Here is a 17173-nt window from a genome sequence, read left to right on the forward strand (position 1 = left end):
CAACGAAAAGGAAAATGCGCGTGACGCCGGAAAACAACCCGCAACGACCCACCCAACATTTAGAGTATGAGCCCATCAAAAAGATGGAAACCGAGCCTGAAGCGCCCGCAACGCCGGGAACAGCCAGCAAAGCGCTGGGTACGGTTACCAGCATGGCAGAAAAGATCCAGCAGCTTCCCATGATTGCGCACCTGATACGCGCCACAGAACGGTTTAATGACCGCATGGGGAACCAGTTTGGTGCCGCCATCACCTATTTTTCCTTCCTGTCGATGATTCCCATCCTGATGGTGTCGTTTGCGGCAGCCGGTTTTGTGCTCGCGTCGCACCCGACGCTGCTGCAGGATATCTTCAGTAAGATCCTGAATAACGTCAGTGACCCAACCCTTGCCAGCACGCTCAAGAGCACCATCAATACCGCCGTTCAGCAGCGTACCACCGTCGGCATCGTCGGTTTGCTGATTGCCCTTTACTCCGGCGTTAACTGGATGGGCAACCTGCGCGAGGCCATTCGCGCCCAGTCGCGCGACGTCTGGGAGCGTAAGCCGCAGGACCAGGAGAAAATCTGGGTGAAGTATCTCCGCGATTTTGTTTCGCTGATTGGCCTGCTTGTCGCGCTGATCGTGACGCTTTCCATTACCTCCGTGGCGGGCTCGGCGCAGCAGATGATCATCTCCGCGCTTTACCTTGATTACATCGAATGGCTCAAGCCCGCCTGGCGCGGCATTGGGCTGGCCATTTCCATCTTCGCCAACTACCTGCTGTTCTTCTGGATATTCTGGCGCTTGCCCCGCCATCGTCCGCGCAAGAAGGCGCTGATTCGCGGCACGTTGATTGCGGCAATCGGCTTTGAGGTGATCAAAATCGTGATGACCTACACGCTGCCGTCGCTGGTGAAATCCCCCTCCGGCGCGGCGTTTGGCTCGGTGCTGGGACTGATGGCCTTCTTCTACTTCTTCGCCCGCCTGACCCTGTTCTGCGCGGCATGGATTGCCACCGCCGAGTACAAAGGCGACACGCGAATGCCCGGTAAAACGCACGGCTAGCCCCGCTCTCGGGCTGAAATTTCAGCCCGATTCATCATTTCAGCATATAAATCCAGTCCGTAACTTTTATTTAACTGAAAACCAGTTTAATTGACTGATATTTAAAATCTGTGAAGCATTTCATAGACGTGTTTTCGCTGGCCTGAAAATTATCCGCTTTTTGTTGCTTTTATCACCAGCGCGCGGCTTTGTTACAGATTGAAATGTCGCTTTTGCTGTGCGTAATATGGCCTTTCGTTCGACAAAAATAAGAAAATATTATGCAAGCAACAGCCACCACACTCGACTCAGGAACGGAAAACGTTCCGGTAAACTCGCGCAATAAAGTTGTCGTCGCCTCGCTGATTGGCACCGCCATTGAGTTCTTCGACTTTTATATTTATGCCACCGCCGCGGTCATCGTCTTCCCGCATATTTTCTTCCCGCAGGGCGATCCGACGGCGGCCACGCTGCAGTCTCTGGCCACCTTTGCCATCGCGTTTGTTGCGCGTCCGATTGGATCTGCGCTGTTTGGACACTTTGGCGATCGCATTGGCCGAAAAGTTACCCTGGTGGCCTCGCTGCTGACGATGGGCATCTCCACCGTGGCCATCGGTCTGCTGCCGACCTATGAAACCATCGGCATTCTGGCGCCGGTCCTGCTGGCGCTGGCGCGTTTCGGTCAGGGTCTGGGGCTGGGCGGTGAATGGGGCGGCGCGGCGCTGCTGGCCACCGAGAACGCCCCGGCGCGCAAGCGCGCGCTGTACGGTTCATTCCCGCAGCTGGGCGCGCCGATTGGCTTCTTCTTTGCCAACGGGACGTTCCTGCTGCTCTCCTGGCTGCTGACGGATGAACAGTTCATGAGCTGGGGCTGGCGTCTCCCGTTTATCTTCTCAGCCGTGCTGGTGCTGATTGGCCTGTATGTGCGTGTTTCGCTGCATGAGACTCCTGTTTTTGCGAAAGTGGCCGCGGCGAACAAGCAGGTGAAAGTGCCGCTGGGTACGCTGCTGACCAAACACGTCCGCGTGACCGTGCTGGGCACGTTTATCATGCTGGCAACCTATACGCTGTTCTACATCATGACCGTCTACTCCATGACGTTCAGTACCGCCGCCGCGCCGGTTGGCCTGGGCCTGCCGCGTAACGAAGTGCTGTGGATGCTGATGATGGCGGTGATCGGGTTTGGCGTGATGGTACCGATTGCGGGCCTGCTGGCGGACAAATTTGGTCGTCGTGCGAGCATGATTACGATCACCACGCTGATTATTCTGTTCGCGCTGTTCGTCTTCCCGCCGCTGCTGGGTTCAGGTAGCCCGGCGCTGGTGATGGCCTATCTGCTGATTGGCCTGAGCCTGATGGGGCTGACCTTCGGCCCGATGGGCGCGCTGCTGCCTGAGCTGTTCCCGACGGAAGTGCGTTATACCGGCGCGTCGTTCTCCTACAACGTTGCCTCTATTCTGGGCGCGTCCGTTGCGCCGTATATCGCCACCTGGCTGCAGGCGAACTATGGTCTGTTCTATGTGGGGGTCTATCTGGCGGCCATGGCGGCGCTGACGCTGATTGCGCTGCTGCTGACGCACGAGACGAAGCACCAGGCTCTGTAATTCACTGCGGCCTGATGCCCTCACCCCGCCCCTCTCCCACAGGGAGAGGGAGAAAGTCCCGTAGGCCGGGTAAGCGCAGCGCCACCCGGCAAAAACGGGCCGCACTTTACTTCTTCATCTGCGACAAAATAGTCCGGCACTGATTGGCCTCGCCTTCTGACGGCGAAATCAACGCCAGCAGCGCTGCGGCCGGGGTGACCAGCGTCGCCAGGGCCGCAGCCACCGCACCGCGCGCAATCAGCGGTCCGGGCTTCACGCCCGCCTGAGGGTTTTTGAAGGTCCCGCGCACGTAAAGCGGCGAGCGCAGGGTGATGATGCGGATCCCCTTACTTTCCGGGTCAATCGTCAAATCAAGCTGCTCCGAGGCCATGCTGGCGGTCCCGGTCACGTTAATCACCGCGTTTTCCGTGTCGAAGGCAAATATCTGCGGACGCGCCACGCCGTTAAGCAGATCCAGATTGGCCGCTGCGCAGTTCACCCGCACCTCGTCATCACCAAAAATTTGCCCGATGACGTAGTTACCGACGTTCAGCCCCAGGATCTCCATCAGGTTGCGGCTGACCAGCCCGTCGTTCATCAGCAGCTTCAGGTTACCATTGCCGCTGCCCAGCAGCGCCGCCACCGAGTTCCCCACGCCGCGAATGTCGGCATCACCGTTCATTTCCCCGAGGGTTTTCTGCATCAGCTCTACGTTCGGCATCAGCTCTTTCAGCTTCAATCGACGCGCCTGGATCTCCGCCCGTCCCTGCATCGGCTTCTTATCGCCTTCCAGATGAATGTTCGAAGAAATTGTCCCGCCCGCCATGCCGAACTTCAGCGGCTGCAGGCGCAGATCGGCATTTTTGAGGAGGATATGGGTCGAAAGATTGCTGATTGGAAGCATACTGCCATGTTCAATTTTTCCGCCTTTGAAGCGCACATCCGCATCCATCACGTTCCATTTGTCGGTTTCGAAGCGATCGTATGGCAGCACTTTGCCCGCAGGCTGAACATCCTTTTTGACCTCTTTCGACCTGGTACCTTTACCCGAATCCACGCCAATCAGCGGACCAAGATCGGCCAGACGCAGCTGACGGGACTCAACATCCCCTTCCAGTTTCGGGCGCGGTTTTCCGGTGGTGTAGGTCAGCGCGCCGTGGATGTCGCTGTCGCCGATACGGCCGTTGAAGTCCCGGTAGTCAAAAACGGACGATTTTTCGGTATCGATTTTGGCAACCAGATGCCCGTCCGTTTCGAACGGCGGGGTATCCGGCAGCAGCACGCCGGTCAGTTCATACAGTTCGCCCAGCGAATCGCCGGCAAATTTAAGCTGAAGATCGACGCCCCCCATATTCATCGGGTCGTTGACCGTGCCAACGAACGCCACGCGGGTGTTACCGGAACGGAAGTCCGCCTGCACCGGGAACGGCGTGCCTTCGCTCCGCAGCGCCAGCATGCCGCCTATTTTCCCTTTACCGCTGAGAGGCCGATCGTTGTAGCGTCCTTTTGCCGTCAGGCCGAAGACATAGTCACCCACGCTTGCCGCGTCGCCTTTTGCTTTCGTGCCCGTGACCTCGCTAAACGGCAGCGGTTTGCCCAGCGGATCGACGAGGATCTCCACATCCGCCTTGCTGACCTTATCGTCGATGGCGATCCGTCCGCGATCGAAAAGAATATTGTCGAGACGGAATGACCAGGAGGAAGGCCGGGCATTCGGATCTTTTTCGCTGTCGCTGGCAAGGTTAAACGTCCAGTTGTTGTTTTTTTCTGAGAGTCGGATCAGGCGCGCATTGGGCTGCTGAAGTTTGATCCACGGCAGATAGACCGTTTTGGTGAGGAGCGCCAGCGGAGCCAGCGTGGCCTCAACGCGCGGCAGGTGGATCATGGTGACGTCCGGGATATCCGGCGGGTTGCCGAGAATGATGTCGTCGGCATGGACGTGTGGCCAGGGGATCCAGCTGCGCCAGCCGGGCTCCTCTTTCTGACGCTCCCACACCACCCCTAAATCACCGCGTATGGCGAAGGGGCGGTTCAGTTCGGTTGAGACTTTCTGGTTGATGGTCGGCTTGAGACGGTTCCAGTCAAACGTCGCAATAATGATGGCGACGACCACGATCAACAACAAGAAAATCCCTGCTGTCCAGGAGATTACCCTGGTTGTTCTCGTCATTTTTATCCCCTTTCCTGATGACCTGTCCTGTAAAACTATAGTCCAGACAAAGGGAAGCGGGCTTATCAGAGGGTCGTTATCACGCTATCGAGGCGATCCATGGGTACCGGGCGGGAGAGATAATAGCCTTGCGCCGCCGCCGCGGGAGAGTTTTGCACATCACGCCACTCTTCCAGTGTTTCTACACCTTCAACAATCACGCCCTGGCAATAGCGGTTCATCAGCTGTAATAACAGCGTAAACAGATTCCGCCCTTCCGGGGTCTGACGCAGCATAATGAACAGGTCGCGGGCCACTTTGATGTAGTCGTAGCGCACCTCACTCAGGGCGGAGAAGTTCGCCATGCCGGTGCCAAAGTCATCCAGCCACAGCGGGCCGTATTCGCATATCGACGCAAACGAGGAATCCTGCGGCAGGCGGACATGCTCCACCAGCTCAAAGCGCATCCACGGCAGGGTGGCGATCAGCTCCTGCAATTTTGCGTTCTGACGCAGCGCCAGCAGGGTTGGACCATCGACGTTCACCGAGGCGAGGATATCGTGCCGTTCGAAAAAGGACTGCTTCGTCGCCAGCATGCGAAGCTGCTCTTCCAGCACGTCCAGACGCTGGCGAACGGCAACTTCGGCAAAATAGCGATCCGGCGCGATGCGCTGAGTAGGGTTTGAGGGATGCGTAACGACGGTCAAAATTTCAATTGCCATCAGTCGACCATCTGTTCGGTAGATCGGCTGATAGGTGTACGCACGCTCACATTGCAGCCAGTAGCGATGCTCCTGCAAGTTCTCAATACTTGCCTCAGGCGTAGTGCTCAGCCGCTGGATAACCTGCTCTGACTTCATTTCAGATGTCCTGTTGTTGGGATAGCCTTTCTGGACTCGTCACAGGATTATCGGCGCGACAATTGAGAACTTTATGTTCAATTCACCGGGAAAATGAAATTAAGATGACAGAAATGCGCGGGAACACGCGCTGGCTCAAATAAAATAATGGAACGTTGTTTTAATATAGTTGACCGGTTAATTCACTCAGCGCACACTGCTGATAATTCTTCTGTTCAGGTTCACGACTATGTCCAAAAAAATTGCCGTGATTGGCGAATGCATGATTGAGCTGTCACAAAAAGGCGCGGAAGTCAGCCGCGGATTTGGTGGCGATACGTTAAACACGTCCGTTTATATTGCCCGTCAGGTCGCGCCTGAGGCGCTCACCGTGAACTACGTGACCGCCCTGGGTACGGACAGCTTCAGCCAGCAAATGCTGGAGGCCTGGCAGAGTGAACATGTCGAAACGTCGCTGATTCAGCGTATGGAGAACCGCCTCCCAGGGCTTTATTACATCGAAACCGACAGCACCGGCGAACGCACGTTTTATTACTGGCGTAACGAAGCCGCGGCCAAATTCTGGCTGGAGAGCGACGCGGCCGCGGCCATCTGCGAAGAGCTGGCGACCTTTGATTACCTCTATCTGAGCGGGATTAGCCTGGCGATCCTGAGCCCTACCAGCCGTGAAAAGCTGCTCTCGCTGCTGCGCGAATGCCGTGCAAACGGCGGCAAGGTTATTTTCGATAACAACTACCGCCCGCGCCTGTGGGCCAGCCGCGAAGAGACGCAGCAGGTCTATCAGCAGATGCTGCAGTGCACCGACATCGCCTTCCTCACGCTCGACGATGAAGACGCTCTGTGGGGTGAGAAACCGGTAGAGGACGTGATTGCACGCACGCAGGCGGCTGGCGTGAGCGAAGTGGTGATTAAGCGCGGGGCGGATTCGTGCCTGGTCGCGGTGGCGGGCGAAGCGCTGGTTGACGTTCCGGCGGTGAAGCTTGCCAGAGAGAAAGTGATTGATACCACGGCGGCCGGTGATTCATTCAGCGCGGGCTATCTGGCGGTACGTCTGACGGGTGGAACGCCGGAAGCGGCGGCACAGCGTGGTCACCTGACGGCCAGCACGGTGATTCAGTATCGCGGGGCGATTATTCCGCGTGAGGCGATGCCTGTTTAAGGAGGGTGCGGGCTGATGCCCTCCCCCTAACCCTCTCCCACAGGCCTGAGGGTTCCCCACAAAATAATGCCAGCACGGACTACCCCCTCTCCCTTGAGGGAGAGGGCTGGGGTGAGGGGGAACATACGGCTCTGGTGGTCATTCCGTTCACTTTATGTTCCTTGCTACTCTGTAACGACATGACCGGTGAACGTGCCATGGTGGCTCAGTCGCCACCACCCGGGCAACCCGGGCTCCCGGCGGTAAATCGCCGCTTCGCGGTGCCCTCGGCTTATTCCTTCTGGCTTATCGGGTACGGGCAGAGGCAACGTCCCTGTAAAGCCCGCCCTCTCGGCGCATCCATGCGCCTCGCCCCGGCCGGAAGGCAAACGCCTCAGCGATTTACAGCCGGACCAGGGCATCGCTGTAAGTCATTCATTTACCTGAAGCAACATTCATCGCTTCAGGTAAAAAATTACTGGTAATTACTCTCCCCACAGGGAGAGTGGACGATGAACACCCCCTCCCTGTGGGAGAGGGAATGTTTAAGCATTACTGCCCTTGCGGAATATCCGTCGCGTCCGGATGTAAATCATCAGCCGTGGCGGCCTGCGCTGGCTGCGGCGCGGTAGCCATAATGGAATCCCAGGTCTTCTGAAGTTCCTTCATGTCATATTCCGGCTCGCCCTTCGGTTGCAGGAGGATCAACGCCATCTCCTGCGACAGCTGCTGACGAAGGTCCTGATTGAGCATCTCGACGGTCAGACCGTTCAGGAAGTCCTGACGCAGTTTCTGGTACTGTTCCGGCGCAATGTCCACCACCTGATTCTGCAGGGAGCGAATACGCTGGCTGATCAGAATGTCGGTATCGGCGCGAGCGTAGGTCGCAAACAGCTTCTGCAGCTCGAGTTTTTTCTGCGCCACGAGAGCGTTGAATTCCTCTTCGGAAAGCCCCTCTTTACGCACTTTTGCCAGCTCTTTTGCGACCACGCCCAGATTGGCATTCAGCTTATCGCCCGGCGACTCAACGTTGATGGCACACTGCGCACGCTGGAACAGCACGCGGCAGTCAAAGCCAAGACCGATATTCTTCACGTTGTTCTTGCTCAGCGTCTGCTGAACGTGCCAGAACAGCGCTTCACGCGCGAGATCGGCACGCCAGTAGCGCAACATCGCTGCGGACTCGCGGATTGGCTGCCAGGCGTTATCCCACATGACGGAGAGGCGATCCTGACGCACGGCGTCCGTCATAATGCTGACAGGCTCTGCACGCAGCGGAGAGAGCGTCGGGACAGGGGCTGGCGTTTCACGCTTGCCTTTCAAATCACCAAACGCTTTGTTGATCTGCTCCACCACCGCGCGGCTGTCCACGTTACCCACCACGATCAGCGTCATCGCATCCGGGGTGTACCACTTCTGGTAGAACGATTTTACCTGTTCGGCGTCCACCGGCTGTTTCAGCGGTTCGGCCGGGTCATGTCCCAGCAGCGTCGAGCCCTTCAGGCGGTAACGCCACCAGCCCTCTTTGGTATCCCCGGGCCAGGTTGCCACCATGTCGCTGTTGCTCAGCGCATAGTTGACGGTGTCCGGCGTAATCGCCAGATTGCCAGAGGCATCGGAGAGATACGTAAGCGCTTCTTTAAGGAGGTCGTTACGGTTATTAGGCAGGCTCAGGTTAAACATGGTGTAGTCATACGAGACCACAGCCGGAGGGAGCGGGCGTTTCGGATCGATGGCCTGCTGCCAAAGCGAACGCACCTGAACCGCTTGCAGGCTGCCGCTCTGCGTGAGCGCCAGCCGGGGAATAAAATGGCTAAAACCGGTTTGCTGAGTGCTTTCCGCGAGGGAACCGGTATTAATGGACAGACGGATTTCTACACGGTCACTGGGACGTTGCGGAGTGGCTAAAACCTGCCACTGAAAACCGTTCGCTAATGTCCCTTGTTGCCAGGCCGGGTCTGGCTGGAGCGCATCTGCCTGCACATAACTGGCTGCTGCCATCATCAGCAAACCGCCGGTTAAGAGTCGAATTTTTGTGCCCTGCATGTGAACCCCTGATCAACATTCCTGGTTAAAAAAGAGTGTTTCGCGACGCGCTTCACTCTTAAAGATGACGATGAAAACACGTCGATTAGACCGCGCGTTCGGCAAAACGTCACGGTCAGAAGTGAAATATACCCAAAAAAAATCTTGTCGAATTATGACAGGTACGAACAGTTATTATGCGCAGGAGCCCGCATCCCGACAAGGGAATACGGGCATTTGTGACAAGATTAAGAGGTTAAGCCAGGATTTTTGCTGTCAGTTGAACGGTTATTCAGAGTATCGTCGAGCTTTTTGTGATCCAGCTCTTTCACCCATTTCGCCACCACCACCGTTGCCACGCCGTTACCCACCAGGTTGGTTAACGCACGCGCCTCTGACATGAAGCGGTCGATACCGAGAATCAACGCCAGACCCGCCACCGGCAGGTGACCCACAGCGGAAATAGTAGCAGCCAGCACGATAAAGCCACTGCCCGTCACGCCTGCCGCGCCTTTAGAGGAGAGCAGGAGCACCACCAGCAGGGTAATCTGATGGAAAATATCCATATGGCTGTTGGTCGCCTGAGCGATAAACACGGCCGCCATCGTCAGGTATATCGAGGTGCCGTCAAGGTTGAAGGAGTAGCCCGTCGGGATCACCAGCCCGACCACCGATTTACGGCACCCCAGCTTTTCCATCTTGTCGAGCATACGCGGCAGCGCCGATTCTGAAGAGGAAGTCCCCAGAACGATCAGCAGCTCTTCGCGTATATAACGGATAAATTTGAAGATGTTGAAACCCGTCGCGCGCGCGATGGAGCCCAGCACCACGACCACGAAAAGGATACAGGTGATATAGAAGCAGATAATCAGCTGACCCAGCTGCACCAGCGTACCGACGCCATATTTACCGATGGTGAAGGCCATCGCACCGAAAGCACCGATCGGCGCCAGGCGCATGATCATATTGATGATGCCGAAGATCACCTGCGAGAAGCTTTCGATCACATTAAAGATAAGCTGGCCTTTGCTGCCCAGACGGTGCAGAGCAAAGCCAAACATCACGGCAAACAGCAGAACCTGCAGGATGTTTCCGCTGGCGAACGCGCCAATGACGCTGCCCGGAATCACGTCCAGCAGGAAGGCCACCACACCCTGATCCTTCGCCTGCTCGGCATATACCGCGACCGCTTTGGCATCCAGCGTTGACGGGTCTACGTTCATCCCCGCGCCCGGCTGCACCACGTTGACGATGATCAGACCGATAATCAGCGCAAGGGTACTGACCACTTCAAAATAGAGAAGCGCCACTGCACCGGTACGGCCGACCGCCTTCATGCTTTCCATGCCAGCGATGCCCGTTACTACCGTACAGAAGATCACCGGCGCGATGACCATTTTGATGAGCTTAACGAACGCGTCGCCAAGCGGTTTCATTTGCGCGCCCAGCTCAGGGTAATAGTGACCCAGCAGAATACCGATGGCGATGGCTGTCAGGACCTGGAAATAAAGACTTTTGAAGAGTGAGGTTTTCATAAGGTGTCCTTGGGAAGAAAAACCACAGGCTTTGTAAGGTTATGGTTAACCTGCGGCTTTAAAATAACACCCACATAACAGGACAGAAATAAACTCAGTTCAAATTTGAAACACAAATGTTAAGAACTTTGAGCTGGCTCGCACAAGCCAGCAACAAAATTACACTTTTGCGTTATTGTCAGCACCAGAAAGGTATCGTTCTTCAAAGACATCCGAAGGAACAGCAGGGGCAAAAAGGAAGCCTTGTCCGCTCTCCACGCCCGCCTCTGCCAGCCAGGCGCGTTGCGCTTCGGTTTCAATTCCCTCGGCAATAAGATGCAAATTGAGGCTGCGCGCCATCTGGATAATCGCCTGCACCATGCTGCTGTCGCCCGGCAGACCGTCGACAAACGCTTTGTCAATTTTGAGCACATCCACCGGAAGGGTTTTCATGTGCTGAAGCTGACGCAGCCCGGCGTATCCCATGCCGAAATCGTCCAGCGCAATGCGAATGCCGGCATTACGCAGCGGTTTCAGGATCGCGACCGCCTGATTAGGGTCGTCGATGCGTCGGCTCTCCGTCACTTCCAGAGTTAACGTATCAGGCTTGATTCGGTAACGATGGATCAGCTCCAGCATCTCTGAAACCATGGTTGGGTGCATCAGCTGTACGGCTGACAAATTGACCGACAGCGGCAGCGTCACGCCGCGCTCCTGCCAGGCGGCAAGCTGACGGCAGGACTCCTCCAGCACCCAGTAGCCGACGGTAACCATCAGGCCACAGGACTCAATGCGCTCAATCAGCCCTTCCGGCAGCTCCCATGAACCATCCGGCTGCTGCACGCGCAGCAGTGCCTCGGCGCTTTTCACTTCTCCCGTCAGCAAATTCACCTGCGGCTGTAGCCAGAGGGCAAACTGGCGGTTATCCAGCGCGGTCAGGATGTCGCTCTCTTCCGTCAGGCGCTGCTGCGCCTTTTCCATCTCTTCCGGCGCGAAGAACTGGATCTGATTTTTCCCTTTGCGCCGGGCGGTGAACGCCGCCGAGAACGCGCGATGATAAAGCTGCTCTGCCGTTAAATCGCCATAGTACATCGCAATACCGATACTGGCGCTTGGACGAAGCTGGATACCCTGAATGGGCAACCGCTCATTAATGACAGTGAGTACTTGCTGACCTAAAGTGATCGCATGCCAGGGCTCTTTTACGCCGTTGGCAATCACCACAAGGTCGTAACCGCTGACCTGGGTCAGCACCATGCGCGGGGCAAGGACAGACTTCACTTTTTCCACCAGGGTCAGCAGCAGCATTTCGCGCTGGCTCTCCCTGAGCACGCCAGCCGTATCCTGCAGGGTTTCACAGGCGATAACCATCAGCGCCGTGGTTTGCTGACGGGCAACGGTCTGCTCCAGCATCGCCATCAGGAAGGCTTTATTGGGAAGCTCCGACACCGGGAAGCGCGTGGCGCTGCTGTTTAACTCATCCTGCTGGCGCTGAATGCGCTGCTGGTTGAGGTTGTAGCTGCGCACCAGCATGCCTATCTCATCGTCATGATGCAGACGCGGCAGCTCAAGCTGATGCCCCATCTGATCCTGCGGCGCAAGCGTATTCAGCTCGCGGGCGATACGGCGCAGCGGATGAACAATCAGCCGGTTAATGCACCAGGTGAGCGCCACGCTGAGAATAAGCGTCATAAGTAAGCAAGTGGTCACTAACGTAACCACCCAGCTCATGACGAATTTATACATGCGGTAGGAATCCGCCTGTAATACCAGGTAGGCCAGCGGCTGCGGATTGGCAGGGCGTTCAAGCGAATAAACGGGCAGCGAAATCTGCACCGGCAGTTCAAACAGGCGCATCACCATCATCGGGACGGGACGCTCCGGGATAAAGCTCATCCGCAGCGCCTGAAACTGATTGGGCAAGACCACATCGGCGCGGCTAACGACGCCGGCAGGCTGAATGCGTTTTAAAATGGTTTCCGCTTCGGGAATATCCCCTTTCAGGATAGCGGCAGAGAGCGGGCCGCGCACCGATCGCGCGATACTTTCTAACTGCGAAGCCGTGTTATAGCGATTCTGCTGTACGGAATGAAACAGCAAAATTACGCAGAAGAGCAGTACAAACAGCATGGTGACGGCAGAAACCATCGCCATCTGTTTGATTGTTAAGGAACGGCTGACACGCAAAATGACTCTCCACAAAACTCGAAGCGCAGGGCGCGCCAGGGTGTAAACCTGGCGCGCCTGAGTATACCCGATTGCCGCGCTATTAAGAGAGACTTACAAATGGATTAAGGATAATCCGATTACCAGTCCGCGTAAGGGATGAGCGGCTGCGGCGGTAAGTCCATATCGCCCTGCCAGCCTGCAGCAGAGTAACGCACATAGATCAGCGCATGGCTTGGGGTATAGTCTTTCGCTTCCTGAATATCCACGCCCATGCCCACAAACCAGTTGGACGTTACGCGGCGTTCGATAATGGCCCGCGCGGTATAACCCGTGCCAGAGGAACTGCTGCCGGTTTCCATCACGCCCCGGTCGGTATAGCGGTCTGGCTCATCGGTCGGGATCAGATTCTGGATCGGGTAGCGCAGTTCGTCTTTGGTTTTCGAGTGAGACCAGGACACCGAGCCGCCCAGCTCCCAGGACCAATTCTCCGTGCGTTTACGCCAGGTCACCGGCAGCGCGAAGGAGACATACTCCTGCGGGCTGTAGTAGCCGCCCTGACCCAGGGTATAACCGCTCAGGTCTTTGTCATAGTGCCAGAGCATATTGGAGACGCCGACCGTCAGGCGCTCGTTGTTTTTATTAATGAGCTTGTAGTAGTAACCCGTCATCCAGCGGACGCGCCAGTTATCTTCCACATTTTTACCCGTCAGCGTTTCCGCGTTCAGGCTTGACCAGACGCCGTTCGCTTCTCCTTTGTCATAGCTCATGCTTACGCCGCCACCGGTGGCACGTACGCCGCCCCAGGTGGTGCCGGTGTTGGTATCTTTTTGTCCGGCGAACGCCAGTAGAGAGCTGGAGATTGGGCGGCGATGGGCGTTAACGGTATAGCCGATGGGGCCCAGATCGCTGCTGTAGCTGATGCCGCCCACCACGTCGACGACGTCAAAGCCCATTGGCGTAGTGCCAATATCCATCGCCCAGGTTTTATTCTGCCAGCCGACGGCGACGCTTGCGCCATTGTCGGACTGATGGGTGTTGCCGCTACACGGCGTTTCGTAACAGGTCCCCCATTTTGGATCGTAGGTCCCGTTATTGTTATCAAATGAACCGGCGTCCATGTTGACCAGATCGCTTCTGAAGAACATGCGCCCGTCAGACAGCGGAGCATCCACCTGCAGCATGGTAGTGTGCGCTTTCAGGTCAGAATAGCCGCCCGTGCCGCTGGAGCCCCAGTAGTCGTGCTGCAGCGTGACGTTAACATCCTGCTGACGGTACAAGTCACCGGCATCGCTGCGCACGCCGCGCTTCAGCCAGTCGTCTTTTTCATCGTTACGCGTCAGACGGGTGAAACTGTCGTTGTCCGCCGGACGCGTCGTGGTGATACCCGTCGACACCATCGCGTCTTTATAGGTTTCCAGCGCCTGCTGAGGCTGACCGTTTTGCGCCTGGAAACGCGCGGCATCACGTAACACCAGCGCGTTTTCCATGGAGCCGGGCTGCGATTTAGCCTGCGGAATGATTTTGTTGAAGGTCTGTTCTGCGGCAGCGGAATCGCCCAGACCTGCCTGCGCCATCGCGATCCGGCGCTGCATGTTGAGCGACAGCGGCTGGCCGTTTTGCGCGGCGGGCAGTTTCGCCAACTCTGCGCGCGCGGCATCTTTGTCGCCCTGCGCGCTGTAAATCTCGGTCAGGCCGAGGATCGCGTCTTCGTTCTGCGGTTCACGCTGCAGAACGGCGTTATACGTCGTTTTCGCCGACGCCAGATCGCCACGCTGCTGCGCCCAGTCCGCCAGCGTCAGGTCGATGCGGGTGGAGGTCGGCTGCTGACGCAGAAGGTTTTCCGCCTCCTGCTCTTTTCCGCTGTCGCGCAGACGGTTGGCGGTTTCCAGCACCTGATTGCTTTGCAGGCGGTCGGCAAGCTCCTGAATATTGCCGTTCCACTGGCTGCGCGGCAGCGTGTCCAGATGCGCCAGCGCGGCGCGGTCCTGATCGTTGCCGGAAAGATAGAGCCCGCTGGCGTACACCTGATCCGGATCGGTCGGTTTCTGGCTGGCAAGCTGACGCATAAGGGTATCCGCCTGGCTGCGCTGACCCGCGCTGTAGAGATCGCGCGAGAGACGATAGGTTATCCAAACGTCGCCGGGAGAGAGCGCCAGACGACGGCGCTGAATCTCTGCCGCCTGGGCGTATTTTCCCTGATTTTCTAGCTGTTCTGCCTGAGCGGAGAGCTGCTCGTTGGTCAGGCTACGTTCAATATCATCAATGCTTCGGCGCTGGCTGGCGGAGAGAGACTGGATAAACTGCGAGGCCTTCTCCGGGGACTGCGCGCGGTAAATATTAGCCAGGCCGCGGACCGCATTGCTGTTGCCGCTGTCCATACGCAGCGCCTGGCGATAGTAACGTTCCGCCGCGTCATTATCTTTACGCGCCGCGGCGGCATCGCCCAACCCCAGCACGGCATAACTGTCGGTATTGTCGATACCGCGTGCCTGCTGATAGTAACGCTCCGCCTGCGCAGGGTTATTCGCCTTCAGGGCCGCATCGCCCTGCTGGATCAGCAGCCAGTAGCGGTTGACCTTCAGCAGACTGTCCCATTTACCCCGGTTATCGCTCTGGGGATCGAGGGCAATCGCCTTTTCAAACTGCGCCACCGCGCGGGCGCGGTCGCCTTTCTGGGAATAGGCCTGGCCAAGGGCACCCACCGCTTCACTGTCGGCATGGTTGGCGCTGACGGCTTTTTGCAGCTCAGCCACCGCCTTACTTCCCTGCCCGGCATCCACCGCCGCCAGCCCTTCCGCTTTCGCGCGGAACGCCGGGTCAGCGAGCTGTTTTTGCTGTTCTTCGAGCTGGGCACGCGCCGCCGCGACGCTATCGCCGTCACTGAATACGCTCAGGTATTTTTGCAGCGCGCTGACGCTGGCGCTGCTGGCAGGCTGGCCTTTGATTTGGTCATACCACATATCAGACGCCTGGCTGCGCCCGTTGGTCGATTTAGCCATCTCCTGCAATACCGCAAAGCCTTCATCACGGCGTCCGCTCTGGAACAAAAGCTGGGACAGCGTCGCCTGCAGCTGTGTATTTCCAGGGCTGCTGGTGTTGATTTTCTTGAGCTGGTTAATGGCCGCATTCCGGCGAGCGGGGTCTTTCGCCACGACGTTCCAGTATTCCGTCGCCACGTCGCCGCCCGGCGGGTTGCCGTCAAACAGCTTGTCATAGGCTGCAATCGCCTCCTGCGTGTGTCCCGTGGTGGCGAGCAAACGCGCCTGCTGGAGCTGCTGGCGGCCATCCGGCGTGGACAGCAGCATCGTGTTGCGTGATGACTGGTATGCACTCGAGCCCGGCGCGATCCCTTTCAGACGATCCAGCTCTTTTTGCGCACCGGCGTTATCGCCCTGGCGCAGCAGGTAGCGAAAGCGTGCGGCAATGACGTCAGGGTTGTTCGGGTCAATCAGCTCAAGACGGTAAAGCGACTGACGAACCAAATCCTCACGCTGTGTCGATTCGCCCAGCCGAACCTGTTCCAGCAGCTGTTTCTGCTGCGGAGAGTTGGCGGCCTCAGCCATCGGCATCAGTGCCAGGCCAAGCGATAAAGTGAGTAGATTTACTGTGAACTTGCGCATTCCTGGCCCCAATCCGGTATTAATTCACCTTTTGCGGTGAAGCGAAAACGATGCTGATCCCATCCTTGCCCAAAGAGAGTCAGCACGTAGCTGTAATAGGCATTGTTATCGGGAAAATGGTCCGCAACGCGCTGGCGCTGAACCGCCTGGGCATCACGTTGTTGTAAAAACGGCAGCATGGCGGCAGAGAACCCGACCGGGCCATTCCCGGTGCGTTTACCCGTCGCCACATCCACTTTCTCCGGCGGCACACCCCGTTTCATTGTCTTTGCCGCCATCGGCTGGAAGCGCGTCAGCAGCCGGGCTTTCTGAGGATCTTTATCACTCATCATTCCCACCCAGAGATAAACGCGGATGGCGTCGTAGCCGCCCACCAGCGATTTATCCTGCTGTAACCGCCAGCCTTTGTTTTTCTGATACTGAACCCAGTCCGGCGAAAACCCTTTCGGCGCGCTCTCCAGCAGCAGACGCTGATTGGTTTCACGAAGCTGGGTCCACGGGGGACCAAAGCGCGTGAAATAACTCGCTAACTGCGGAGGAAGATAGCTGGGGTTAAAACGCCAGACGTTTTCATCGGCAAAACCGACTTTACCGGGAAGCAGCATTGCGCCGAGCCCCGGCACTTTCACCACTTCCTCACTGATAATGCGTTTCAGCAGCGCCTTACCCGTGCGGGTATAGTCCGGATGTTTCCACAACCGGCCCGCTTCGAGCAGAGACCAGGCGATCCAGACATCGGCGTCAGAGGCGGAGTTGGTATCAATCACCGCCCACGTCTCTTTATCTTTCTGGCCCCATAGCCAGGCGGGCAGATGGTCGTTGAGATTGCCGCTGGCAAGATTATCGCGCGTCCAGGTCAGCAGCTGGTCAAACGCGCTGCGATCGTTCGCCGCAAGGGCAAAGAACAAGGCGTAGCTTTGCCCTTCAGATGTCGTAATTTTGCGCGTGTCGCTGGGATCAACGACACGCCCGCCCTCACTGATGTAATCCTTTTTAAACTGCTCCCAGGCAGGCCAGGTACAGGCGGCGCGAAGAGGAAGCGCCGCCAGCATCAACGCTGCTAATGCACACCAGCGAAAGGCTTTCATCA

At 57.3% G+C, this 17173-nt stretch carries 10 protein-coding genes; 3 read left to right on the forward strand and 7 right to left on the reverse strand.

Annotation, left to right across the window (positions count from 1 at the left end):
* The first annotated feature begins 20 nt into the window (after positions 1-20).
* Positions 21-1046, forward strand: coding sequence for an inner membrane protein YhjD (yhjD, locus tag AC27FC_RS14750; RefSeq protein WP_196355103.1), 1026 nt, complete (start codon positions 21-23; stop codon positions 1044-1046).
* 260 nt (positions 1047-1306) lie between these two features.
* Entirely contained in the window at positions 1307-2629 is a 1323-nt protein-coding gene (locus AC27FC_RS14755) for an MFS transporter (RefSeq protein WP_023309582.1), read from the forward strand.
* Positions 2630-2735: 106 nt separating this feature from the next.
* Here AC27FC_RS14755 and AC27FC_RS14760 read toward each other — a convergent pair whose 3' ends face one another.
* The gene (locus tag AC27FC_RS14760; protein ID WP_196355102.1) at positions 2736-4778 is read right to left on the reverse strand and encodes an AsmA family protein; all 2043 of its coding nucleotides are present in this window, start codon (positions 4776-4778) and stop codon (positions 2736-2738) included.
* Between the two features lie 65 nt (positions 4779-4843).
* Entirely contained in the window at positions 4844-5617 is a 774-nt protein-coding gene (gene pdeH / locus AC27FC_RS14765) for a cyclic-guanylate-specific phosphodiesterase (protein ID WP_039263033.1), read from the reverse strand.
* Between the two features lie 229 nt (positions 5618-5846).
* On the opposite strand from pdeH, the gene kdgK reads away from it, so the two are divergent.
* A complete protein-coding gene (kdgK, locus tag AC27FC_RS14770) occupies positions 5847-6776 on the forward strand; it encodes a 2-dehydro-3-deoxygluconokinase (protein WP_094934857.1) in 930 nt (309 codons plus the stop codon).
* 531 nt (positions 6777-7307) lie between these two features.
* On the opposite strand, the gene AC27FC_RS14775 is transcribed toward kdgK, so the two are convergent.
* The 5 genes from AC27FC_RS14775 to bcsZ all read right to left on the reverse strand — a co-directional run bounded on the left by AC27FC_RS14775 (position 7308) and on the right by bcsZ (position 17171).
* On the reverse strand, positions 7308-8801 hold the full coding sequence (locus tag AC27FC_RS14775) for a M16 family metallopeptidase (RefSeq protein ID WP_033146870.1): 1494 nt from the start codon (positions 8799-8801) through the stop codon (positions 7308-7310).
* A gap of 227 nt (positions 8802-9028) precedes the next feature.
* Entirely contained in the window at positions 9029-10315 is a 1287-nt protein-coding gene (locus AC27FC_RS14780) for a dicarboxylate/amino acid:cation symporter (RefSeq protein ID WP_023309587.1), read from the reverse strand.
* Positions 10316-10474: 159 nt separating this feature from the next.
* Positions 10475-12481, reverse strand: a complete 2007-nt coding sequence (gene hmsP, locus AC27FC_RS14785) for a biofilm formation regulator HmsP (protein WP_033146871.1) — start codon at positions 12479-12481, stop codon at positions 10475-10477.
* A gap of 119 nt (positions 12482-12600) precedes the next feature.
* Positions 12601-16083, reverse strand: a complete 3483-nt coding sequence (bcsC, locus tag AC27FC_RS14790; protein WP_094934856.1) for a cellulose synthase complex outer membrane protein BcsC — start codon at positions 16081-16083, stop codon at positions 12601-12603.
* Positions 16065-17171, reverse strand: coding sequence for a cellulose synthase complex periplasmic endoglucanase BcsZ (bcsZ, locus tag AC27FC_RS14795; RefSeq protein ID WP_196355121.1), 1107 nt, complete (start codon positions 17169-17171; stop codon positions 16065-16067). The genes bcsC and bcsZ overlap by 19 nt, the downstream gene beginning before the upstream one ends.
* Between the last annotated feature and the right edge of the window lie 2 nt (positions 17172-17173).

This window comes from Enterobacter sp. C3_dUdeg (genome assembly GCF_057536195.1).